The following is a 14,977-nucleotide window of genomic DNA, read 5'->3' on the forward strand; positions in this document are numbered from 1 at the left end:
GTCGAAGTTTTCTAGCAGGCTTACGAACTCAATATTTTTCTTTAAAAAGATATCTTCTATCAAGTAGAGCGTGTCCTTTTGGCTCCGGCTCAATCGGTCCAGCTTATATACTAATACTGTGTCAAATAGCTTGTTCTGGGCATCTTTTATCAATTGCTCTAGTGCTGGCCGGTCAGTAGTTGAGCCAGAGAAGCCTCCATCTGTATATACCTTGTAAACGTGCCAGTCTTTTATATCGCAGTAGCTTTCTAGTTTTGCCTTTTGTTCTTCGATTGAGTAGCCCTCTTCTAACTGGGCAGTAGTTGAAACTCGTACATATAGAGCCACTTTATTAATTTCATTCATTGTCTTTATACTCCATTTCTGATAAAATAGAGTACAGAAAGACCCTTTTCAAAATAAACATTTTGAAATCCTTTCTTTATCTTTTCAAACCTCACGCTCGGAGTCGCCAAACTTGAGAGCGTGGGGCTTTTTTTATTTACATTAAACTAAAAATAAATTGTAATAGTGGAATTAGTAAAAAGATGATGATGATTAGACAACCTAAACCACCAACAACTTGCCCGCAACCTTGCATAGCTTCGCCAGCACCAGTAAGAGCGTTACCTACTTGTGTAGCCTTGCTATTTTCTACATTGCTTTCATAATTATGGAAGATTTGTTTTACTTCCTCTGGATCATACGATGTGCCACACTTTGGGCATTTGATAGTGTGGTAAGTCAAAATGATATGGTTACCACAATGATTACATTTTATTCTTAATTTAGTGTTTTCTAAATCCATAATAATCTCCTAACTAATTAGTGACATGTAAGTGTAGATAATATGTCAAAACGGAAGCTCTTCGCTCTCCTTTTTTTCAATGTCCCAACTCTTTAATAAGCTTTGAAAAAAATAAGATGACTTACCGCCACAATCTGGACAGTATCGAGAATTTCCCGCTAATGATTTACCACAACCTTTTTCTAATTGATCTTGTATAGGGATTAAATGCCCCCAAGCATCATAATTATCTCCGCAGTCTCCCAGGCAAATATTTCTTATGTAAATACCGCAGACATTACAAAATATGCAACCGTTCAATTCCTCATTCCCACATCGAGGACAGGAATTTGGGAAGCCGTCTTCATCCAAGGCATATTTATAATAACGCATACGTCCCTCTTCTCTTTCTCTATTATCTAAGTAAGCATCTAACGTACTAGACCCTTTATGTTGTTCCGCAGAACATATGTGACAATAATTAGATTTTCTATTGATTTTGCTGTAACAAGTTTGGCAAATCCTTGTTGATTGAGAGGTGTCGATATATTTTGCGAAACGACTCTCAACGTTATGTCCATCCTTAACAAGACCGAAACTACTCATAGATTTTAAATTGTCAATGACATAACTCGCTACAGAATATGAAACTTGAAATACAGTACGAATAAAACGGGCATCCATTCGATGGAAAAACATATTATAGTTTCCCAATACAGGGAACGGGACGAGCAAATGCTTTGCGAAAAAATTCGCTTCTTTTTCAAAAGTGTTATACTCGTCCTCTGTTAGATTATATCGAGACAATATGGTTTTTTCTGTTTTTTCATTGTGTTTTAGTACATAATGCCCTAACTCATGAGCAATGGTAAATCTAATTCTTTCTTTGTTTGTTACTGTATCGTTGTAAAGCAGTATATAAGTATCCGTCACCGTCTGATACCACAAAGCGCCGTCTTCGCTTTGTAAAAGTTCACAAACCTCTTTTAATTTAAGCTTCCTATCATGAGCGAACCTTGTGTATTTCATCAAGTGGAGATTATCAATTTTGTTTATAATATCTAAAAGATTAATCGGCAAACGGCCATTGCTATATTTATCTAAAAAATCATAAGCTGATTCTTTAATTTCTTTGTAATTAATATTATTAGAAATTGTGATCGTCTTCATCACCTCCACCCAGCACATCTTGGAATGTCAGTTGCATTAGCTGGATCAATCTCTCTTGGTCTTCAACACTTAAAGATTTAGCCTTGCGCTGAATTGCTCTAAATTGAGGAGTTTCAGTTTCATCTTCTGATGGTTTAGATAAATCTTTTGTCATTAATTCAGATAGTGAAATATTAAAGATTTTGGCGATATCGTTTAATACCCCAGCTTTTGGAGTATATTTCCCTTTTTCCCATTCACTAACGGAAGAGGAGCTTTTTCTACCTAATCTGTTAGCTAGGTCAATCTGCTCCATTTTATATTTTTGACGCAAAAGTTTAAGATTGGAAGCAAAATAGTTTTGTTTTTGTTCCATGGTGTGAAATCTCCTTCGTGTTTCCTTTACTATATAATATCACTTTTTCCGAACACACACAAATAAAAAGATAAAAATATTTCGAAAAAAATGAAATAAAAGACTTGACTTCGGAAAAACCGAAGTGTATAATGGAATCAAGATCAAGAAAGGAGCTATAAATGGCAAACACACTAAAAACATTGCGCCGTTTCCGAGGAATGACGCAAGAAGAGTTGGCGAAAGCGACAGGTATTACATCTCGAACTATCATGAGTTATGAGAACGATGTAGAAAAACTCCGTAAAGCAAGCTATGACAAAATTGAAAAATTAGCAAATGCTTTAAGCGTTTCTGTCGATGATATTTTTTTAGACAACGTTTCGGAATTTCTGAAACTACCATCCCAATAATTAGAAACGGAGAGAATTAATGAACGAAATTATTAAAGTTACATTAAATGATGAACACGATCCTATAGTTTCAGGCAGACAACTACATGAAGCTTTAGGAGTTAATTCGAACTATACAACATGGTTCGACAGAATGACTGAATATGGTTTTGTAGAAAATCAAGATTATGTTTTGCTTTCCAATTCTGGAAACCAAACAGGCCGAGGAGGTCACAACAAAGTAGACCACGTAATCAAGCTAGACATGGCCAAAGAAATTGCTATGATCCAGCGAACCGAACGAGGCAAGCAAGTCCGACAATACTTCATTCAAGTAGAAAAAGACTTCAACAGCCCCGAAAAAATCATGGCAAGAGCCTTGCTTATGGCTGATCAGAAAGTCCACAAGCTAGAGGCTCAGATTAAGGCTGACCGTCCCAAGGTACTATTTGCAGAAGCAGTCAGTGCTAGTCACACATCTATCTTGGTCGGAGAGCTTGCTAAGCTACTCAAGCAGAACGGGGTAGATATCGGAGCAACTCGCTTGTTTAGCTGGTTACGAGCTCATGGATACCTAATCAAACGTAATGGACGTGATTGGAACATGCCAACACAGAAGAGCGTAGAAATGGGTCTTATTCGTGTTAAAGAAACAAGCATCACACATGCTGACGGCCACATCACAGTGAGCAAAACGCCACTTGTTACAGGCAAAGGGCAGCAGTATTTTATCAATAAATTTCTTAACCAGGAGTTACTACCAGGTTAAAACAAAAAGCCCTCAAGGAACGGCAATTCCATTGAGGGAGTAAGAAAAATACTTTACGAGGTAATTATACCAAAATGAATACAAAAATGAAAGACATTAAGGGATATGAGGGACTTTATAGAATATCAAACCACGGTGATGTTTGGACAGTCGGAGACGGGGACAGACGGCCAAGGAAGTTAAAGCCTAGCGTATCAGAGGGCTATTTCACTGTAAATCTATACAAGAATAAAAAAGCTAAATCTTTTAGGGTTCATAGATTAGTCGCAGAGGCTTTTATCCCAAACATAGAAAATAAAAGGACTGTCAATCACATTGACGAAAACAAGTTAAATAATTATGTTGGAAACCTTGAATGGGCAACAGATAAGGAAAATGCTAATCATGGTAGCCGAACAAAGAGGTCAAGTGTTGGTCGCTATAAAGCTGTATTGCAATTATCGCCTGACGAGGAACCAATCAGAATTTTTAAAAGCATAAAACACGCTACATTAGAAACAGGGGTGCCCTCATCTTTGATAGTTCGTGTAGCTAAAGGCCGTAGAAACTTAGCGCACGGCTATAAGTGGAGGTACGTACAATGAAATCAGTAAAAAAGAAATGGGAGCCACGCATCTCAAATGTCATGGCCGATGGATCACAGTTAGACGACCTTACAGGCTATATCATCCCTGCTGGTCATTCTTACTATGACATCATCCGAGGAATGAACAAGCGGAAAGGGGCTTAAATATGAGGTATGCAATATATAGTCAGAAACACCAACGAAAACTACACCCAACTAAACAACCACTCGGCTCAAAATTCAGAGCTTAGTTTACAGGCTAAAGGGTTATTGCTGGTACTGATGTCTAATAAGGATACTTGGCGCCCATATATTGATGAGCTTTCTAAACGTTCAAAGAATGGACGTGATGCTCACAGGGCAGCTTTTGAGGAATTGAAAGAGGCTGGTTATATCCGAATCTATCGCAAAAGTTTTGGCCGGGGAAAAGGTATCCAGAACTTTCCATTAGTTCAAGATGTACCAATCACAGATAGTTATTGGGAATACTGGATAAACAATCTTGAAAAAGAGTTATCCACAGGTTAGTAGCGGTTTTTATTTACAACTTACTGATTTTACAAAGTTGTAAAGTTCAAAAGTTGAATTTTACAAAGTTGTAAAGTTCAAAAGTTGAAAAATCCGACACTAATAATAACTAATAAATAATAATAACTAACTTAATAACAATCTAAGCCTACGGCACTAACTAAATAACAAGTACTAACCAACAACAAACTAGTACTTATAAATAAAAAAAGAAAAGAGACAAAAAATGACTACAAACGACAACATCAAAACAATTGAACGCATCCAAGAGTTGCAAGAAGATCTACACGGTATCTCAATGACTGGGATGCTAACACTAGCCATCATCGGCTCCAAAGGATTAGAGACAGCAATACTAGAGAATACGCTAGACACGATACACAAAGTATCACATGCTATCCAGGACGTGCTAGACGGCAAAACGCCAAAGCAAGCCATCAATGCACATCTAGCTAACGAAGATGACGACGAAGAGGGAGACGAATAATGTTAGAGAAGATCAAAAACTTATTTAACCTGGACTACTTCAACGAAGATGAGCCAGTACGGCACAGCGGGACTTTGATTGATATCCGTTCCCTACAAACTCAAGTGCAAGAGCTACAAGAAGTTGTGCGTAAACAAAATGCGATCATGCGAGAGCTCTCAGAAGAGAATATCCGTTTAGGGTATGAATGCCAGCGCTATGCTGACACAGTGGCAGTCCAACAGCGCCTCATTGATGTATACGAGAATATGAAAAACTAAGGAGGCTCACATGGACAGAGGACTATTTGGAACCTTTGACTATGATCGTGATTACTTACAACCTGAGCCACAGCGTGAAACCTATGACCCTGATGAGTGGGTATGCGTAGGTGGACGCTGGGTATACATAGGAGATGAGTGATATGGAAGTAAATTGTCATGACGATGCATACTGGCGCAAGTACTATGAGAGACTTTGCCACAATTTGGGCGAAATCGTAGACGAACAGCAAGACAAAATAATCTCACTAAACAAAAGAAATAGCCGTCTTAAGCGTGAAATATGGAACATAAAAAAAACTCAAAGGAGAATGAGATGACAAACAACCAATTAACAACGCAAGCAAAGCGTGATATAGCAGTAGATACAAGCGTGTGGACGTTTCAAGATGTCAAACGCTACTTTGATCCTCAGAATTTGCTGACTGAAAAACAAGTAGGGCAAGCCTTATCTTTGATTAAAGGACGCAACCTGAACCCGCTAGCAAATGAGGTCTACATCGTGGCCTACAAGAAGAAAATAGGTGGGACAGAGTTCAGCTTGATTGTCTCAAAAGAGGCGTTTCTAAAACGTGCTGCGCAAAATCCAAACTATGAGGGATTTGAGGCCGGAGTGGTCACGGTAGATGAAGATGGTATCATGCACGAACGCAAAGGAGCTATCATGCTGCCTGGTGATACTCTTGTCGGTGGATGGGCTAGGGTTTACCGCAAAAACTTCAAGGTGCCCGTTGAAATCTTCGTAAGCCGTGAGGAATACGACAAGAAACAGAGCACATGGAACGCTATGCCAGCTACTATGATTCGTAAAACAGCACTAGTCAACGCTCTACGTGAGGCTTTTCCAGAGGATTTGAGCAACATGTACACTGAGGATGATGGAGGTGAGACATTTGACCGTATCAAGGACATCACGCCTCAAGAACCTCAAGAGAGCAAGGAAGAAGTCATAGCACGCAAAATGGCTCAAATTGAGCAATTTAACAAAGAGCAAGAAACAACTCATCCGGAACCTGAACTAGTAGAAGAAGCAATCCAAGGTGAGCTACTAGATGGTGAGCTAGAGTACTAGGAGGACAACATGCAAGAATTACAAGTAAAAGTAACACAGGCACAGGTTGAAATCATTGACCGTGAGAAGTTTGAACAAAATATCAGCGAGGTAGTGGCCAAGTATAAGGATTATACGGTGACTGCTGCAACCATCAAAGATGATAAGCAGGTATTAGCAGACTTGCGGAAGTTGAAGAAGCAGGTCTCTGATGAGCGCATTAAGATTAAGCGTGAACTCTCGCAGTCAGCTGATGAATTTGATAAGTACATCAAGGACACCAGCGAGCCTATGGACGATGTCATCAACAAGATCGCAAATGATGTCAAGGAATTTGAAGAACACCAAAAAGCTGTCCGCTTGGATACAGTCAAGAGCTACTTAGCTAATAAATCGGCTGAGTATATGCTAGATCCTCGAATTTTCGATGAAAAGGCTACAGAATACATCAAAGCCAGCGACTTCATGGCTGACGGCGTGACGCTCAAGAAAACCACAATGAAATCACTTGATGACATAGTTACATTTGAATACCAGAGCCAGCAACAGCTAGAGAAAGCAAAAGCAACCATCTCAGGACAATGTGCTGAGTACGGTATGACTGATCAACCATACATCCGCATGCTACGGGACCTCACTCTTGTAGAAGTCCTTGAGCAAATCAAATCTGACTATGTTTTTGAGAAACAAAAAGCAGAAATGCGACTAGCTCAAGAGCAAGCTGAGCGACTTCGAGCATCTCAAGAAGCCAAAGAAGAGGAGCAAGCTCCAAAATCGACGGAGGCCGCCAATTTTGACCCAGAAACGGGCGAAATCTTGGACGGTGGGCAAATCCCCCAGAATACTCAAAACGAACTGAGAGGGGCTGAAAATGAGCCAAAACGGTACACCCAAAAAATGACACTTGAAGTGTATTTTACAAGCACGGATGAAAAGGACCGTTTCAAAGTGGCGCTTGCTCAAGCAGGATTTGAACATAAGACAAATTACCAGGTCAGCGGTTATCAACGTATTGAGCCATTGACTCAAGCTGAGCTAAACGAACAGAACGGGTGGTAGACATGGAAATTAGAAAAATTTCAAGCAGCATAGCCCTCTACTCAGACGGTAAGAGGTTGCAAGTCATCCATAATCTTGGTGATGAGTTTATCCTAGATTTTAAAGCGGGAGAGGATAGCGTCTGGAACCTTGATGGCCAAGTCGTAGAAATTATTGACATGATTGAGCCTGTCTTTAAAGTTTGTGGCTTCTGCTCAAAAGCTGGAGAGGGTATGCAACGCTTAAAAAATGCTATCGTCCACTTTGAAAGATTTGAGCAGTACATCAGAGACAATCAGGATAACCTGGTCGAATGGTGGAAAAACCCAGAAAAGGAGAAATCAGATGATTAACAATGTAGTGCTGGTTGGAAGATTAACAGCAGCGCCTGAGCTACGCAAAACACCTAACGGTGTATCTAGTCTGCAGGGTACACTGGCAGTAAATCGCAACTTCAAAAACCAAAATGGCGAGCGGGAGGCTGATTTTATCAACTTTCAGTCCTGGCGTGGAGTAGCTGACGTCATTGCTCAGTATTGTAGCAAAGGCTCACTTATTGGGATCACTGGACGCTTACAAGTTCGGAGTTACGAAAAAAACGGAGAGCGTCGCTATGTTAATGAGGTGATTGCTGAAACCGTGACCTTATTGGAAAAACGCAACAACAACCAAAATAACCAAAATAGCAACCCGTCAAATGGATATAATTCGCCATTTGGAGGTGCTAATCCGCTTGATCTGTCAGATGATGATTTGCCATTTTAGGACATCGTCATGGAATGATCAAAATGGGCAGAATTAGAGCCTAAGTCAAGAAAGGAAGTGATAGCCAAAATTGAAAACGATGGCTACACTTACCCTCACTTTGACAAAGCACGGAGAGGCGTCAGATTTGTAATCTGCACAGAAGCAATCCAGAAAGATTGCAAAAGGCTGGACGTCGCATTTGATGATGTCTATCCACTACAAACTAAACTTTTTTGAAAAAACAGGAGCAAAAAATGAAGTTCGTCTTAAATATCGACCCTCGGCCACAGTCAAGGGCGAGATTTACACGATTTGGCAAGCCTTATGAGGTGGCTGAGATGAAGCTCTGGCGGAACCAGTGCAAGTTTCTCATCGCTAATCAGTACATAGGTCAGCCGATGCTAGAGGGCGCTCTGAGGGCACGGGTGAGGTTTTTATCGAACCTCCTCAGTATATCTCTAATCGGAAGAAGAACCATCAGGGGTTACTGGATGAGACAATTCCAGTAGGCAAAAAGCCAGATATAGATAACTATGAGAAGTCACTATATGACAGCATGTCAGGGGTCGTCTTTAAGGACGATGGTCAGATAGCTATGCATGATGTAGGCAAATTTTACAGCCTCAATCCTAGAATTGAGGTAGAAATCGAAGAAATCGACAAACAGGAGATACAAAAATGAAAAATGGTAAAGTAACACTTTTAGCAGTAGCAACAATGGCAGCAGTAGCAATCACAGCTCAAGGAGTACATGCGAATGAAATTGATCAACCGAACCCAGCGGAACATACAGAACTTACAGCAGGAAGCAAAGACACTGGAAAAACAGTGGGAGAGATTACTCAAGCAGGAGCGGAAGCTGAACCAACAGAAACAGCGACTACAGAAATCGCGCTGGGAAACAATGAACCGTCTGGAAGGCGAGAAGTCGCTACTACAACTTTTGAGAAGAATGGAAGCGAAATCGTGGTCAACAACCCCAAAGTTGAACTTGACCAGTCAAACGGTAACGGGAAATATCAAGGCTTTACCGTCGAGTACAAAGACATCAATTTCCCAGATGAAATGCCTATCAACGAGGGAGACAAAGTAACTTTCAAACTGCCAGAAGAAATCACTTTCCAGACTAGCTATGAATTTGATGTGAAGAACCCAGAAAACAATGTAGTCGGCAAGGCATCGACTGACCCAGCTAGTCAAACGGTGACTACTGTCTTTAACAACTATTTCAAGGAGCATCCACTTAACAAGCAGATGTCATTGAAATTAGATGCTAAGTGGACAGACAAGGTAGAGAGTGGAAAACCAGTCAATGTGAATTTCAATGGTACAGTCGTAACTGCTAACATCGGAAAAGAGCAAGAAATCGGTAAGGATGAATTGATTTCTAAATGGGGCAGTCAAGACAAAGATGACCCAACAACAATCAACTGGACAATTCGTGTGAACTACGCTAAGCGATTGCTAAACTACGTTAAAATCATTGACCAAATGAGCGACAATCAGAAGTTAGTGGATGACTACTTTGTCATAAACTATGTGGACAGCGTAACACCTTGGATTGACAAAGGTTCTGCTCTTGATTTGATTAAGTCAATGGCTAAAAGTGAGCATGGATTTGAAATCACTATGGATCGCTTAGACCGCATGGTCTACATCTGGTATAAGACCAAACTCACGAATGCAGTCAAAGAAAGCACGAACCCAACTAATAAGGTTGAGTTGAAAGCTGAAAATGACGGGGCTACATCTTCAAGCCGTGCCGTATTGGTCGGTGGGCGTGGTGATGCTAAAGGTGAGAACAAGCCAGTCTTTGAATTGCCAAATGAAGCTCCCGTGTATGATAAACCAGAGATCAACATCGAAGGCATTCCGCTCTTACCACCCGCACCTATCGTAGATATTCCAGAGTGGAAAGGTGGCACAGTACCATTTGATGCACCAAAACACGAAAAGCCAGAATTTGAAGGTGGTATCCCTGGTATTCCAGAGGTACGAGAAAAGCCTGAATACACAGAGCCTATTGGGACTGTACCGTTTGATGCGCCAGTTTTGGACTTGCCAGAGCTTGAAATTCCAGATGAGCCAGTGAAACCAAGTCTAGAACCAAAAGAAGAAAAGCCAAGCACACCAACTCCAAAAACAGAAACCAAAAAGGAAACGGTGTCCGTGGTGAACAAGGTAGAAGTCAAACAAGATGAACCATTTGAAACATATAGTGCACCAGCTCAATTACCTGAAACTGGGTCAGACTTTGGAGTAGTTATCAGCTTGTTTGGATTATCTTGCCTGCTGGTTGGATCGTGGTTGAAGAAAGAAGACTAAAATGGAAATGATGCTAATAATTTTTATCAGCATTGCTCATCTAGTGGCCCTCGTTTGGGCCATTGGATTGGCAGTGATTGCTAACACGGAGGAAGCGTGATGAGTGACGAAACAAAAGAACTGATTTTTACCACAATCTTATGTATGATGTGCTTCGTCGTCGGTGCAGTGTTTGGAAACGTGGCGCCAGTCAATCCACAGCCTAAAAAACAGCCCATAACCATCCATGTCGTGGATAACGCTGGCGGTATGATGGCAGGACAAATCACAGACAAGGAAATCATAGAGGGGCGCTATACAGTCACGGCAGGGGCTTATGGTAAATTTCTAGTGACCAAGGAGCAGTACGAAGCCATCAAGGTTGGTGATGAAATACCAGAGTATTTGAAGAAAAGAGGAAACTAGATGAATAAGCAGGAGTTGATTGGAAACTATGAACGGGTCAGTAAGTTTTCTGAAACAGTAAAAACAAAAAGTGTGATAGACAAACTAAAACAACTCGATGAACCAAAAGTGCAAGTCCCACAATTTGTGGCTGATTGGATTGAGCATGCAAAATTTGAAGATTATCATTTATTAGGTGCAATGGACTCAATCGCGATTAGTGGAAGAAAAAATCTTGACGAATGGTTTCGTGGTGATGATGACAACATGGATCTCTTTGCTCGAGCTTGGCTTGACGGCTACGAGGTCGATAAAGAGAAGCGGTATTATGTAAGGTTTAAATGGATTGAAGAATCATATAGTTACTTAACCTTGATTAAGCACCTTAACGCTTGGACGTTATCGTCAATAAAACTAGATAAAAAATTTCGTACAGAACACACCCGCAAAGAACTAGAAGAAGCAGGTTTTGGCTGGGTGTTTAATTGTCCGGGAATTGAAATTGAGGAGGTGGAATAGTGACATTTATAAATGCTGACTGCATGGATTATTTGAGCGAATTTGAAGACAATTATTTCGATATAGCAATAGTAGATCCGCCTTATTTTTCAGGTCCTGAAAAAAGAAGGTATTATGGACGAAAAAATAGCCCAATAGGTGTTAAAAGACTGTATGAAGAATTATCAGAGTGGGAAGTGCCAGCCAAAGAATATTTTGATGAACTTTTAAGAATTTCTAAAAATCAGATCATTTTTGGCGTGAATTATTTTGATTACCCTTTTGGCCCGGGTCGTATAGTTTGGGACAAAGTAAATGGGCGTTCTAGTTTCTCTGATTGCGAGCTAGCATACTGCAGTTTGCATGATAGTACGCGACTGTTTCGCTATATGTGGAATGGAATGATGCAAGGGAAATCAATTTCGGAAGGTCATATTCAGCAAGGAAATAAAAAATTAAATGAAATCAGAATTCACCCGACACAAAAACCGATAAACCTCTACCGTTTGTTAGTCCAGAAGTATGCCAAAAAAGGGGATAAAATACTAGATACTCACGTAGGGTCTGCTAGTAGTCTGATAGCATTTGAAGAGGCAGGGTTTGAATACGTAGGATTTGAAAAAGATCCGATAATGTTTGAAAAAGCAAAAAAAAGGCTTGAAGAATACAAAAGAAAAAGTTTTGAACTTATTTCTTTGTTTGAAGTTGAGGAGGTGGAGGAATGATTCCAAAATTTAGAGCATATGATAGTGGTTCAACAACACGTATGTATCAACCAGAGGAAGTGATGGTTTGTGATGGTAATATTTGGATAGACGATGAAGATTTTGAGGCTGGGGAGTGGATATTAAATAACGACCTTTATCTCATGCAATCCACAGGTTTATTTGACAAAAACGGCAAAGAGATTTTTGAGGGGGATATCCTAGAAGTTACAGACAAGCATAGTTGGCTTGAAGTTGTATCTTATAGTCAAGAAAAAGCAATGTTTGTCACAGAAGAAATTAATAGAGAGTTTAAAGTGCCAAAAAGTCCTTTATATGATTTGCTCGATTCAACTTTTTTAAAATTCAAAGTCATCGGCAACATCTACGAAAATCCAGAATTGTTGGAGGTGGGAGAATGATAGATAATGAAAGTTTAAAAAAAGAAAAAGAATTGATCATTGCAATTTCGAATTTAAAAATAGAAATTATCAAGAAATCTGATAGTCTGGGAAATCAATCGTTAATTAATATCAAGAGGGAAGCACAAGGACTATATGAATGTCTCGTATGCTTACAGTATGATGCGAAGGAGGTAGAAATATGATAAAAAAATTATTAATTACAGTTTTTGTTTGTTTGTCTTTTATAACACTATCAGGGTGTGGAAATAAAGATATTATTGGAACAACTTTTACTTTCAAATACGCAAAAATCAGACTAGCTGACGGACGAATTGTCGAAGGTGAAGTGAAGCAATGGGCAAAATATGACAAACAAGATAGTATTCGTGTGACTTTTGAAAATGGCGAGGTATATTACACTCACTCAAGCAATGTAACACTGTATAACAAATAGAGTGGAGGTGTAAAGTGACATACCATCGCCAAACTTTCCAAGGTGACTATGCTCTCTATCGAGGTGATGATTTTATCACTTGCGGAACAGTCGAGCAGATTGCCAAAGAAATGGGCATAGAAGTTAGAACAATAAAAAGATACAGCTACGCATCACACTTAAAACGAAATCCTAACGGGTTGAATTTGATTAAAATCGAGGAAGATTGATGAGTTTAGAGGAACTAGTAACCACACGCAATAAGTACCAACGTAGGCTAGAAGATAAGACCGCATACCGTGAATTGTGCGAGAAAGTTGGAAAGCAAAATGCTACTGCTAACCGTGAGTGGTTGCGTAGAAAAATCAAAGATTTAGATAGGCAGATTGAGGAACTATCTGGGCTGTAAAGGGTGCAATTCCCTTTACAGTTATATGCCACGAAAATAAATAAAAAGGAAAAGCTTTCTTTTTACAAATAGAATATCAGTCTTAGAGTGGCAGAAAGACAAGGCTTTGCGATTGTCATAGGTCGCAAGGTCATACCGCAAAAATAAACATAGAAAGTATTTTCTAATTCGATATCAGATCATCAGCACTAAAGCGGTAATGTGCTAGGCTTGCTATTTGTGGAAGGATAGCAAGTCATACAGTGCGAGAAGACCAATAATTAAACTTTGGTTTTACTCTTAACGCTCGCGCTACTACGGTCAACTATAAAATAAAAAGGAGTATCTTTCTAAACGTGTTTCTATCATCACTTGGCATCTGACCGTATGCCACCCCTCGCCGAAGCGGGACCGTGGAAAGTCGCTGGAGCATTACCAGCCGAGGGGTTAAAGGGCTAAATAAAGAGAAAGGAGATGCCTCTCTTAATTCATAAATCTAAATACAACATAAAAAAATCATGATAATTCAAAAACAATCAGGCAGACCATTAGCCCTTGGTACGCTTGATTTTCAAGGGAGAGAAAGAGAATAGATGTTTTTTAACGAGCTATTAAAAAATAAAACAAAGGAGAATGCCAATCGCACGCTCAAAAGATACAGAAATTACTTGCGTATCGCTGGGGAGGAATATAGCCCTAAGGTTACAGCTACATACTCGCTAGAGCCAAAGAGTGCTCCAGGATCTCCGAGCAAACAAACTGAAAATATAGTATTAAGACGGGTCAGTGCCCAACAAGAACTAGAACATATTGCAGAAGCTATAAACCGGTTATCGGATGCTAATCTTTCACAAATTTTAGTTGAAAGATATTGCCGATTGAGATTTAAGCAAGACAAGGAAATCTACCCAGCTTTGGGCTACTCATCTAGTGAATACTATCGGCTACTGGACCAAGCACTATTTGAATTTGCGGAAGCGTATAAGGGCGGGGAGTTGCTTGTCTTTAATTTGGGAGATAATTGGGAGATTTGTGGGAGATAATTGGGAGATTTGTGGGAGACAATAGACCGATTAACGTGGTATTATGGTATCAGGCAAGGAAATGTAAAAACAACACACACACGACGGCTGAATAACTCCAGTTAAACTATTTTTTTGTATCTACTTATGAATTATTAGTTAATTTTTTTCATGTTACGGATTACCTTGCCTTTTTGATTAGTACAACTAGACCAGATTGCATCTGGTTTTTTATTTTGCGCATTTTATGGAGGTTATAAGGCGTGAGACCACAGAAATTATCAATGCAACGTGGTAAACGTGTGCTGACCGATTATGGCTCAAGACAAGATGAGTATAGAGAGTTTAATCGCAATCGTTGGAAGTACGACAAAGAGGTTAAAGCATTCTATAATTCCAAAGTCTGGATAGAAACATCTAAGATTGTATTGCTAGAAAATAATTATGTATGTGAGTATTGTGGTGGAGAAGCTACGATGACGGATCACTACGTTCCTATCAAGCGTGATTGGTCTAAGAGGTTGGATAGAAAGAACTTGAAAGCTTCTTGCAAGAGATGTAATGATAGAAGAGCAATTCTTGAACGTAATAATCTACTAGATAAATAAAGTTATGTAATATATTCTATATGTGGTTTACAAGGTAAATGGTTAATGTTTTACGTGCGACTGGGTGTTAATGTTCGGATTTAGCCCCAACTTTAAAAATACGG

At 39.6% G+C, this 14,977-nt stretch carries 26 protein-coding genes and 1 pseudogene; 23 read left to right on the top strand and 4 right to left on the bottom strand.

Translation table 11 applies throughout. The features are described 5' to 3' along the window. The 4 genes from ADH27_RS00735 to ADH27_RS09725 form a co-directional block, all read right to left on the bottom strand. The coding region (locus ADH27_RS00735; RefSeq protein WP_048714935.1) for a recombinase family protein at window positions 1-345 on the bottom strand (345 nt) is incomplete at its 3' end. 136 nt (window positions 346-481) lie between these two features. Beyond that, window positions 482-787 (bottom strand): hypothetical protein, encoded by a 306-nt coding sequence (locus tag ADH27_RS00740; protein ID WP_048714937.1) that lies wholly within the window; start codon window positions 785-787, stop codon window positions 482-484. Window positions 788-832: 45 nt separating this feature from the next. Beyond that, window positions 833-1,936: an ImmA/IrrE family metallo-endopeptidase gene (locus ADH27_RS00745; protein WP_239681762.1), complete on the bottom strand. Its 1,104-nt coding sequence runs from the start codon at window positions 1,934-1,936 to the stop codon at window positions 833-835. Continuing rightward, window positions 1,914-2,291, bottom strand: coding sequence for a helix-turn-helix domain-containing protein (locus ADH27_RS09725; RefSeq protein ID WP_065426889.1), 378 nt, complete (start codon window positions 2,289-2,291; stop codon window positions 1,914-1,916). The genes ADH27_RS00745 and ADH27_RS09725 overlap by 23 nt, the downstream gene beginning before the upstream one ends. 161 nt (window positions 2,292-2,452) lie before the next feature. On the opposite strand from ADH27_RS09725, the gene ADH27_RS00755 reads away from it, so the two are divergent. From ADH27_RS00755 to ADH27_RS00860, 23 genes and pseudogenes are all read left to right on the top strand, one after another. After that, window positions 2,453-2,683, top strand: a complete 231-nt coding sequence (locus tag ADH27_RS00755; RefSeq protein ID WP_048714939.1) for a helix-turn-helix transcriptional regulator — start codon at window positions 2,453-2,455, stop codon at window positions 2,681-2,683. Window positions 2,684-2,702: 19 nt separating this feature from the next. Beyond that, a complete protein-coding gene (locus ADH27_RS00760; RefSeq protein ID WP_048714941.1) occupies window positions 2,703-3,431 on the top strand; it encodes a phage antirepressor KilAC domain-containing protein in 729 nt (242 codons plus the stop codon). Window positions 3,432-3,505: 74 nt separating this feature from the next. Then, window positions 3,506-4,015, top strand: coding sequence for an HNH endonuclease (locus ADH27_RS00765; RefSeq protein ID WP_048714942.1), 510 nt, complete (start codon window positions 3,506-3,508; stop codon window positions 4,013-4,015). Continuing rightward, window positions 4,012-4,161: a BOW99_gp33 family protein gene (locus ADH27_RS10305; protein ID WP_193389708.1), complete on the top strand. Its 150-nt coding sequence runs from the start codon at window positions 4,012-4,014 to the stop codon at window positions 4,159-4,161. The genes ADH27_RS00765 and ADH27_RS10305 overlap by 4 nt, the downstream gene beginning before the upstream one ends. Window positions 4,162-4,170: 9 nt before the next feature. Beyond that, the gene (locus ADH27_RS00770) at window positions 4,171-4,524 is read left to right on the top strand and encodes a DNA-binding protein (RefSeq protein ID WP_048714944.1); all 354 of its coding nucleotides are present in this window, start codon (window positions 4,171-4,173) and stop codon (window positions 4,522-4,524) included. A gap of 226 nt (window positions 4,525-4,750) precedes the next feature. Next, window positions 4,751-5,011: a hypothetical protein gene (locus ADH27_RS00775; RefSeq protein WP_048714946.1), complete on the top strand. Its 261-nt coding sequence runs from the start codon at window positions 4,751-4,753 to the stop codon at window positions 5,009-5,011. Further along, window positions 5,011-5,271, top strand: coding sequence for a hypothetical protein (locus ADH27_RS00780; RefSeq protein ID WP_048714947.1), 261 nt, complete (start codon window positions 5,011-5,013; stop codon window positions 5,269-5,271). Before ADH27_RS00775 ends, ADH27_RS00780 begins: the two co-directional genes overlap by 1 nt. 10 nt (window positions 5,272-5,281) lie before the next feature. Further along, window positions 5,282-5,413 (top strand): hypothetical protein, encoded by a 132-nt coding sequence (locus tag ADH27_RS10465; protein WP_275043234.1) that lies wholly within the window; start codon window positions 5,282-5,284, stop codon window positions 5,411-5,413. 174 nt (window positions 5,414-5,587) lie between these two features. After that, entirely contained in the window at window positions 5,588-6,343 is a 756-nt protein-coding gene (gene bet, locus ADH27_RS00785) for a phage recombination protein Bet (RefSeq protein ID WP_048714949.1), read from the top strand. A gap of 9 nt (window positions 6,344-6,352) precedes the next feature. Next, window positions 6,353-7,381 carry a DUF1351 domain-containing protein gene (locus ADH27_RS00790; RefSeq protein WP_048714950.1) on the top strand — a complete coding sequence of 343 codons (1,029 nt, stop codon included), beginning with the start codon at window positions 6,353-6,355 and terminating at the stop codon, window positions 7,379-7,381. A 2-nt stretch (window positions 7,382-7,383) separates the two neighbouring features. Beyond that, window positions 7,384-7,713, top strand: coding sequence for a hypothetical protein (locus ADH27_RS00795; protein WP_048714951.1), 330 nt, complete (start codon window positions 7,384-7,386; stop codon window positions 7,711-7,713). Further along, window positions 7,706-8,125: a single-stranded DNA-binding protein gene (gene ssb / locus ADH27_RS00800; protein WP_048714952.1), complete on the top strand. Its 420-nt coding sequence runs from the start codon at window positions 7,706-7,708 to the stop codon at window positions 8,123-8,125. Before ADH27_RS00795 ends, ssb begins: the two co-directional genes overlap by 8 nt. A gap of 236 nt (window positions 8,126-8,361) precedes the next feature. Next, a pseudogene (locus ADH27_RS10505) lies at window positions 8,362-8,789 on the top strand (RusA family crossover junction endodeoxyribonuclease). Beyond that, on the top strand, window positions 8,786-10,432 hold the full coding sequence (locus ADH27_RS00810) for an SIALI-17 repeat-containing surface protein (protein WP_053091430.1): 1,647 nt from the start codon (window positions 8,786-8,788) through the stop codon (window positions 10,430-10,432). The pseudogene ADH27_RS10505 and the gene ADH27_RS00810 overlap by 4 nt, the downstream one beginning before the upstream one ends. Before the next feature lie 99 nt (window positions 10,433-10,531). Continuing rightward, the gene (locus ADH27_RS00815) at window positions 10,532-10,837 is read left to right on the top strand and encodes a DUF1372 family protein (protein WP_082160959.1); all 306 of its coding nucleotides are present in this window, start codon (window positions 10,532-10,534) and stop codon (window positions 10,835-10,837) included. Then, complete coding sequence (locus ADH27_RS00820; protein WP_048714954.1) at window positions 10,838-11,335, top strand: DUF1642 domain-containing protein; 498 nt, start codon at window positions 10,838-10,840, stop codon at window positions 11,333-11,335. A gap of 23 nt (window positions 11,336-11,358) precedes the next feature. Beyond that, complete coding sequence (locus tag ADH27_RS00825; RefSeq protein WP_048715014.1) at window positions 11,359-12,039, top strand: DNA methyltransferase; 681 nt, start codon at window positions 11,359-11,361, stop codon at window positions 12,037-12,039. Next, window positions 12,036-12,440, top strand: a complete 405-nt coding sequence (locus ADH27_RS09710; RefSeq protein WP_053091431.1) for a YopX family protein — start codon at window positions 12,036-12,038, stop codon at window positions 12,438-12,440. The genes ADH27_RS00825 and ADH27_RS09710 overlap by 4 nt, the downstream gene beginning before the upstream one ends. Beyond that, the gene (locus ADH27_RS00835; RefSeq protein ID WP_048714956.1) at window positions 12,437-12,625 is read left to right on the top strand and encodes a hypothetical protein; all 189 of its coding nucleotides are present in this window, start codon (window positions 12,437-12,439) and stop codon (window positions 12,623-12,625) included. The genes ADH27_RS09710 and ADH27_RS00835 overlap by 4 nt, the downstream gene beginning before the upstream one ends. After that, complete coding sequence (locus ADH27_RS00840) at window positions 12,622-12,876, top strand: hypothetical protein (RefSeq protein ID WP_048714958.1); 255 nt, start codon at window positions 12,622-12,624, stop codon at window positions 12,874-12,876. The genes ADH27_RS00835 and ADH27_RS00840 overlap by 4 nt, the downstream gene beginning before the upstream one ends. Window positions 12,877-13,084: 208 nt before the next feature. Beyond that, complete coding sequence (locus ADH27_RS10380) at window positions 13,085-13,264, top strand: hypothetical protein (RefSeq protein ID WP_048714962.1); 180 nt, start codon at window positions 13,085-13,087, stop codon at window positions 13,262-13,264. A 572-nt stretch (window positions 13,265-13,836) separates the two neighbouring features. Beyond that, window positions 13,837-14,286: an ArpU family phage packaging/lysis transcriptional regulator gene (locus ADH27_RS00855; RefSeq protein ID WP_048714964.1), complete on the top strand. Its 450-nt coding sequence runs from the start codon at window positions 13,837-13,839 to the stop codon at window positions 14,284-14,286. A gap of 242 nt (window positions 14,287-14,528) precedes the next feature. Further along, entirely contained in the window at window positions 14,529-14,873 is a 345-nt protein-coding gene (locus ADH27_RS00860; RefSeq protein ID WP_048714966.1) for an HNH endonuclease, read from the top strand. The last annotated feature ends 104 nt before the right edge of the window (window positions 14,874-14,977 follow it).

The sequence above is a fragment of the Streptococcus sp. 343_SSPC genome, from assembly GCF_001072385.1.
Taxonomy (GTDB): Bacteria; Bacillota; Bacilli; order Lactobacillales; family Streptococcaceae; genus Streptococcus.

Coding starts and splice junctions, on each gene's coding strand:
- ADH27_RS00815 (WP_082160959.1), top strand. CDS start 10,532: ATGAGTGACGAAACAAAAGAACTGATTTTTACCACAATCTTATGTATG.
- ADH27_RS00745 (WP_239681762.1), bottom strand. CDS start 1,936: ATGAAGACGATCACAATTTCTAATAATATTAATTACAAAGAAATTAAA.
- ADH27_RS00825 (WP_048715014.1), top strand. CDS start 11,359: ATGGATTATTTGAGCGAATTTGAAGACAATTATTTCGATATAGCAATA.
- ssb (WP_048714952.1), top strand. CDS start 7,706: ATGATTAACAATGTAGTGCTGGTTGGAAGATTAACAGCAGCGCCTGAG.
- ADH27_RS00810 (WP_053091430.1), top strand. CDS start 8,786: ATGAAAAATGGTAAAGTAACACTTTTAGCAGTAGCAACAATGGCAGCA.
- ADH27_RS10380 (WP_048714962.1), top strand. CDS start 13,085: ATGAGTTTAGAGGAACTAGTAACCACACGCAATAAGTACCAACGTAGG.
- ADH27_RS09725 (WP_065426889.1), bottom strand. CDS start 2,291: ATGGAACAAAAACAAAACTATTTTGCTTCCAATCTTAAACTTTTGCGT.
- ADH27_RS00840 (WP_048714958.1), top strand. CDS start 12,622: ATGATAAAAAAATTATTAATTACAGTTTTTGTTTGTTTGTCTTTTATA.
- ADH27_RS00780 (WP_048714947.1), top strand. CDS start 5,011: ATGTTAGAGAAGATCAAAAACTTATTTAACCTGGACTACTTCAACGAA.
- ADH27_RS09710 (WP_053091431.1), top strand. CDS start 12,036: ATGATTCCAAAATTTAGAGCATATGATAGTGGTTCAACAACACGTATG.
- ADH27_RS00765 (WP_048714942.1), top strand. CDS start 3,506: ATGAATACAAAAATGAAAGACATTAAGGGATATGAGGGACTTTATAGA.
- ADH27_RS00775 (WP_048714946.1), top strand. CDS start 4,751: ATGACTACAAACGACAACATCAAAACAATTGAACGCATCCAAGAGTTG.
- ADH27_RS00755 (WP_048714939.1), top strand. CDS start 2,453: ATGGCAAACACACTAAAAACATTGCGCCGTTTCCGAGGAATGACGCAA.
- ADH27_RS00795 (WP_048714951.1), top strand. CDS start 7,384: ATGGAAATTAGAAAAATTTCAAGCAGCATAGCCCTCTACTCAGACGGT.
- ADH27_RS10305 (WP_193389708.1), top strand. CDS start 4,012: ATGAAATCAGTAAAAAAGAAATGGGAGCCACGCATCTCAAATGTCATG.
- ADH27_RS00835 (WP_048714956.1), top strand. CDS start 12,437: ATGATAGATAATGAAAGTTTAAAAAAAGAAAAAGAATTGATCATTGCA.
- ADH27_RS00855 (WP_048714964.1), top strand. CDS start 13,837: ATGTTTTTTAACGAGCTATTAAAAAATAAAACAAAGGAGAATGCCAAT.
- ADH27_RS00820 (WP_048714954.1), top strand. CDS start 10,838: ATGAATAAGCAGGAGTTGATTGGAAACTATGAACGGGTCAGTAAGTTT.
- ADH27_RS00760 (WP_048714941.1), top strand. CDS start 2,703: ATGAACGAAATTATTAAAGTTACATTAAATGATGAACACGATCCTATA.
- bet (WP_048714949.1), top strand. CDS start 5,588: ATGACAAACAACCAATTAACAACGCAAGCAAAGCGTGATATAGCAGTA.
- ADH27_RS00770 (WP_048714944.1), top strand. CDS start 4,171: ATGCAATATATAGTCAGAAACACCAACGAAAACTACACCCAACTAAAC.
- ADH27_RS10465 (WP_275043234.1), top strand. CDS start 5,282: ATGGACAGAGGACTATTTGGAACCTTTGACTATGATCGTGATTACTTA.
- ADH27_RS00790 (WP_048714950.1), top strand. CDS start 6,353: ATGCAAGAATTACAAGTAAAAGTAACACAGGCACAGGTTGAAATCATT.
- ADH27_RS00740 (WP_048714937.1), bottom strand. CDS start 787: ATGGATTTAGAAAACACTAAATTAAGAATAAAATGTAATCATTGTGGT.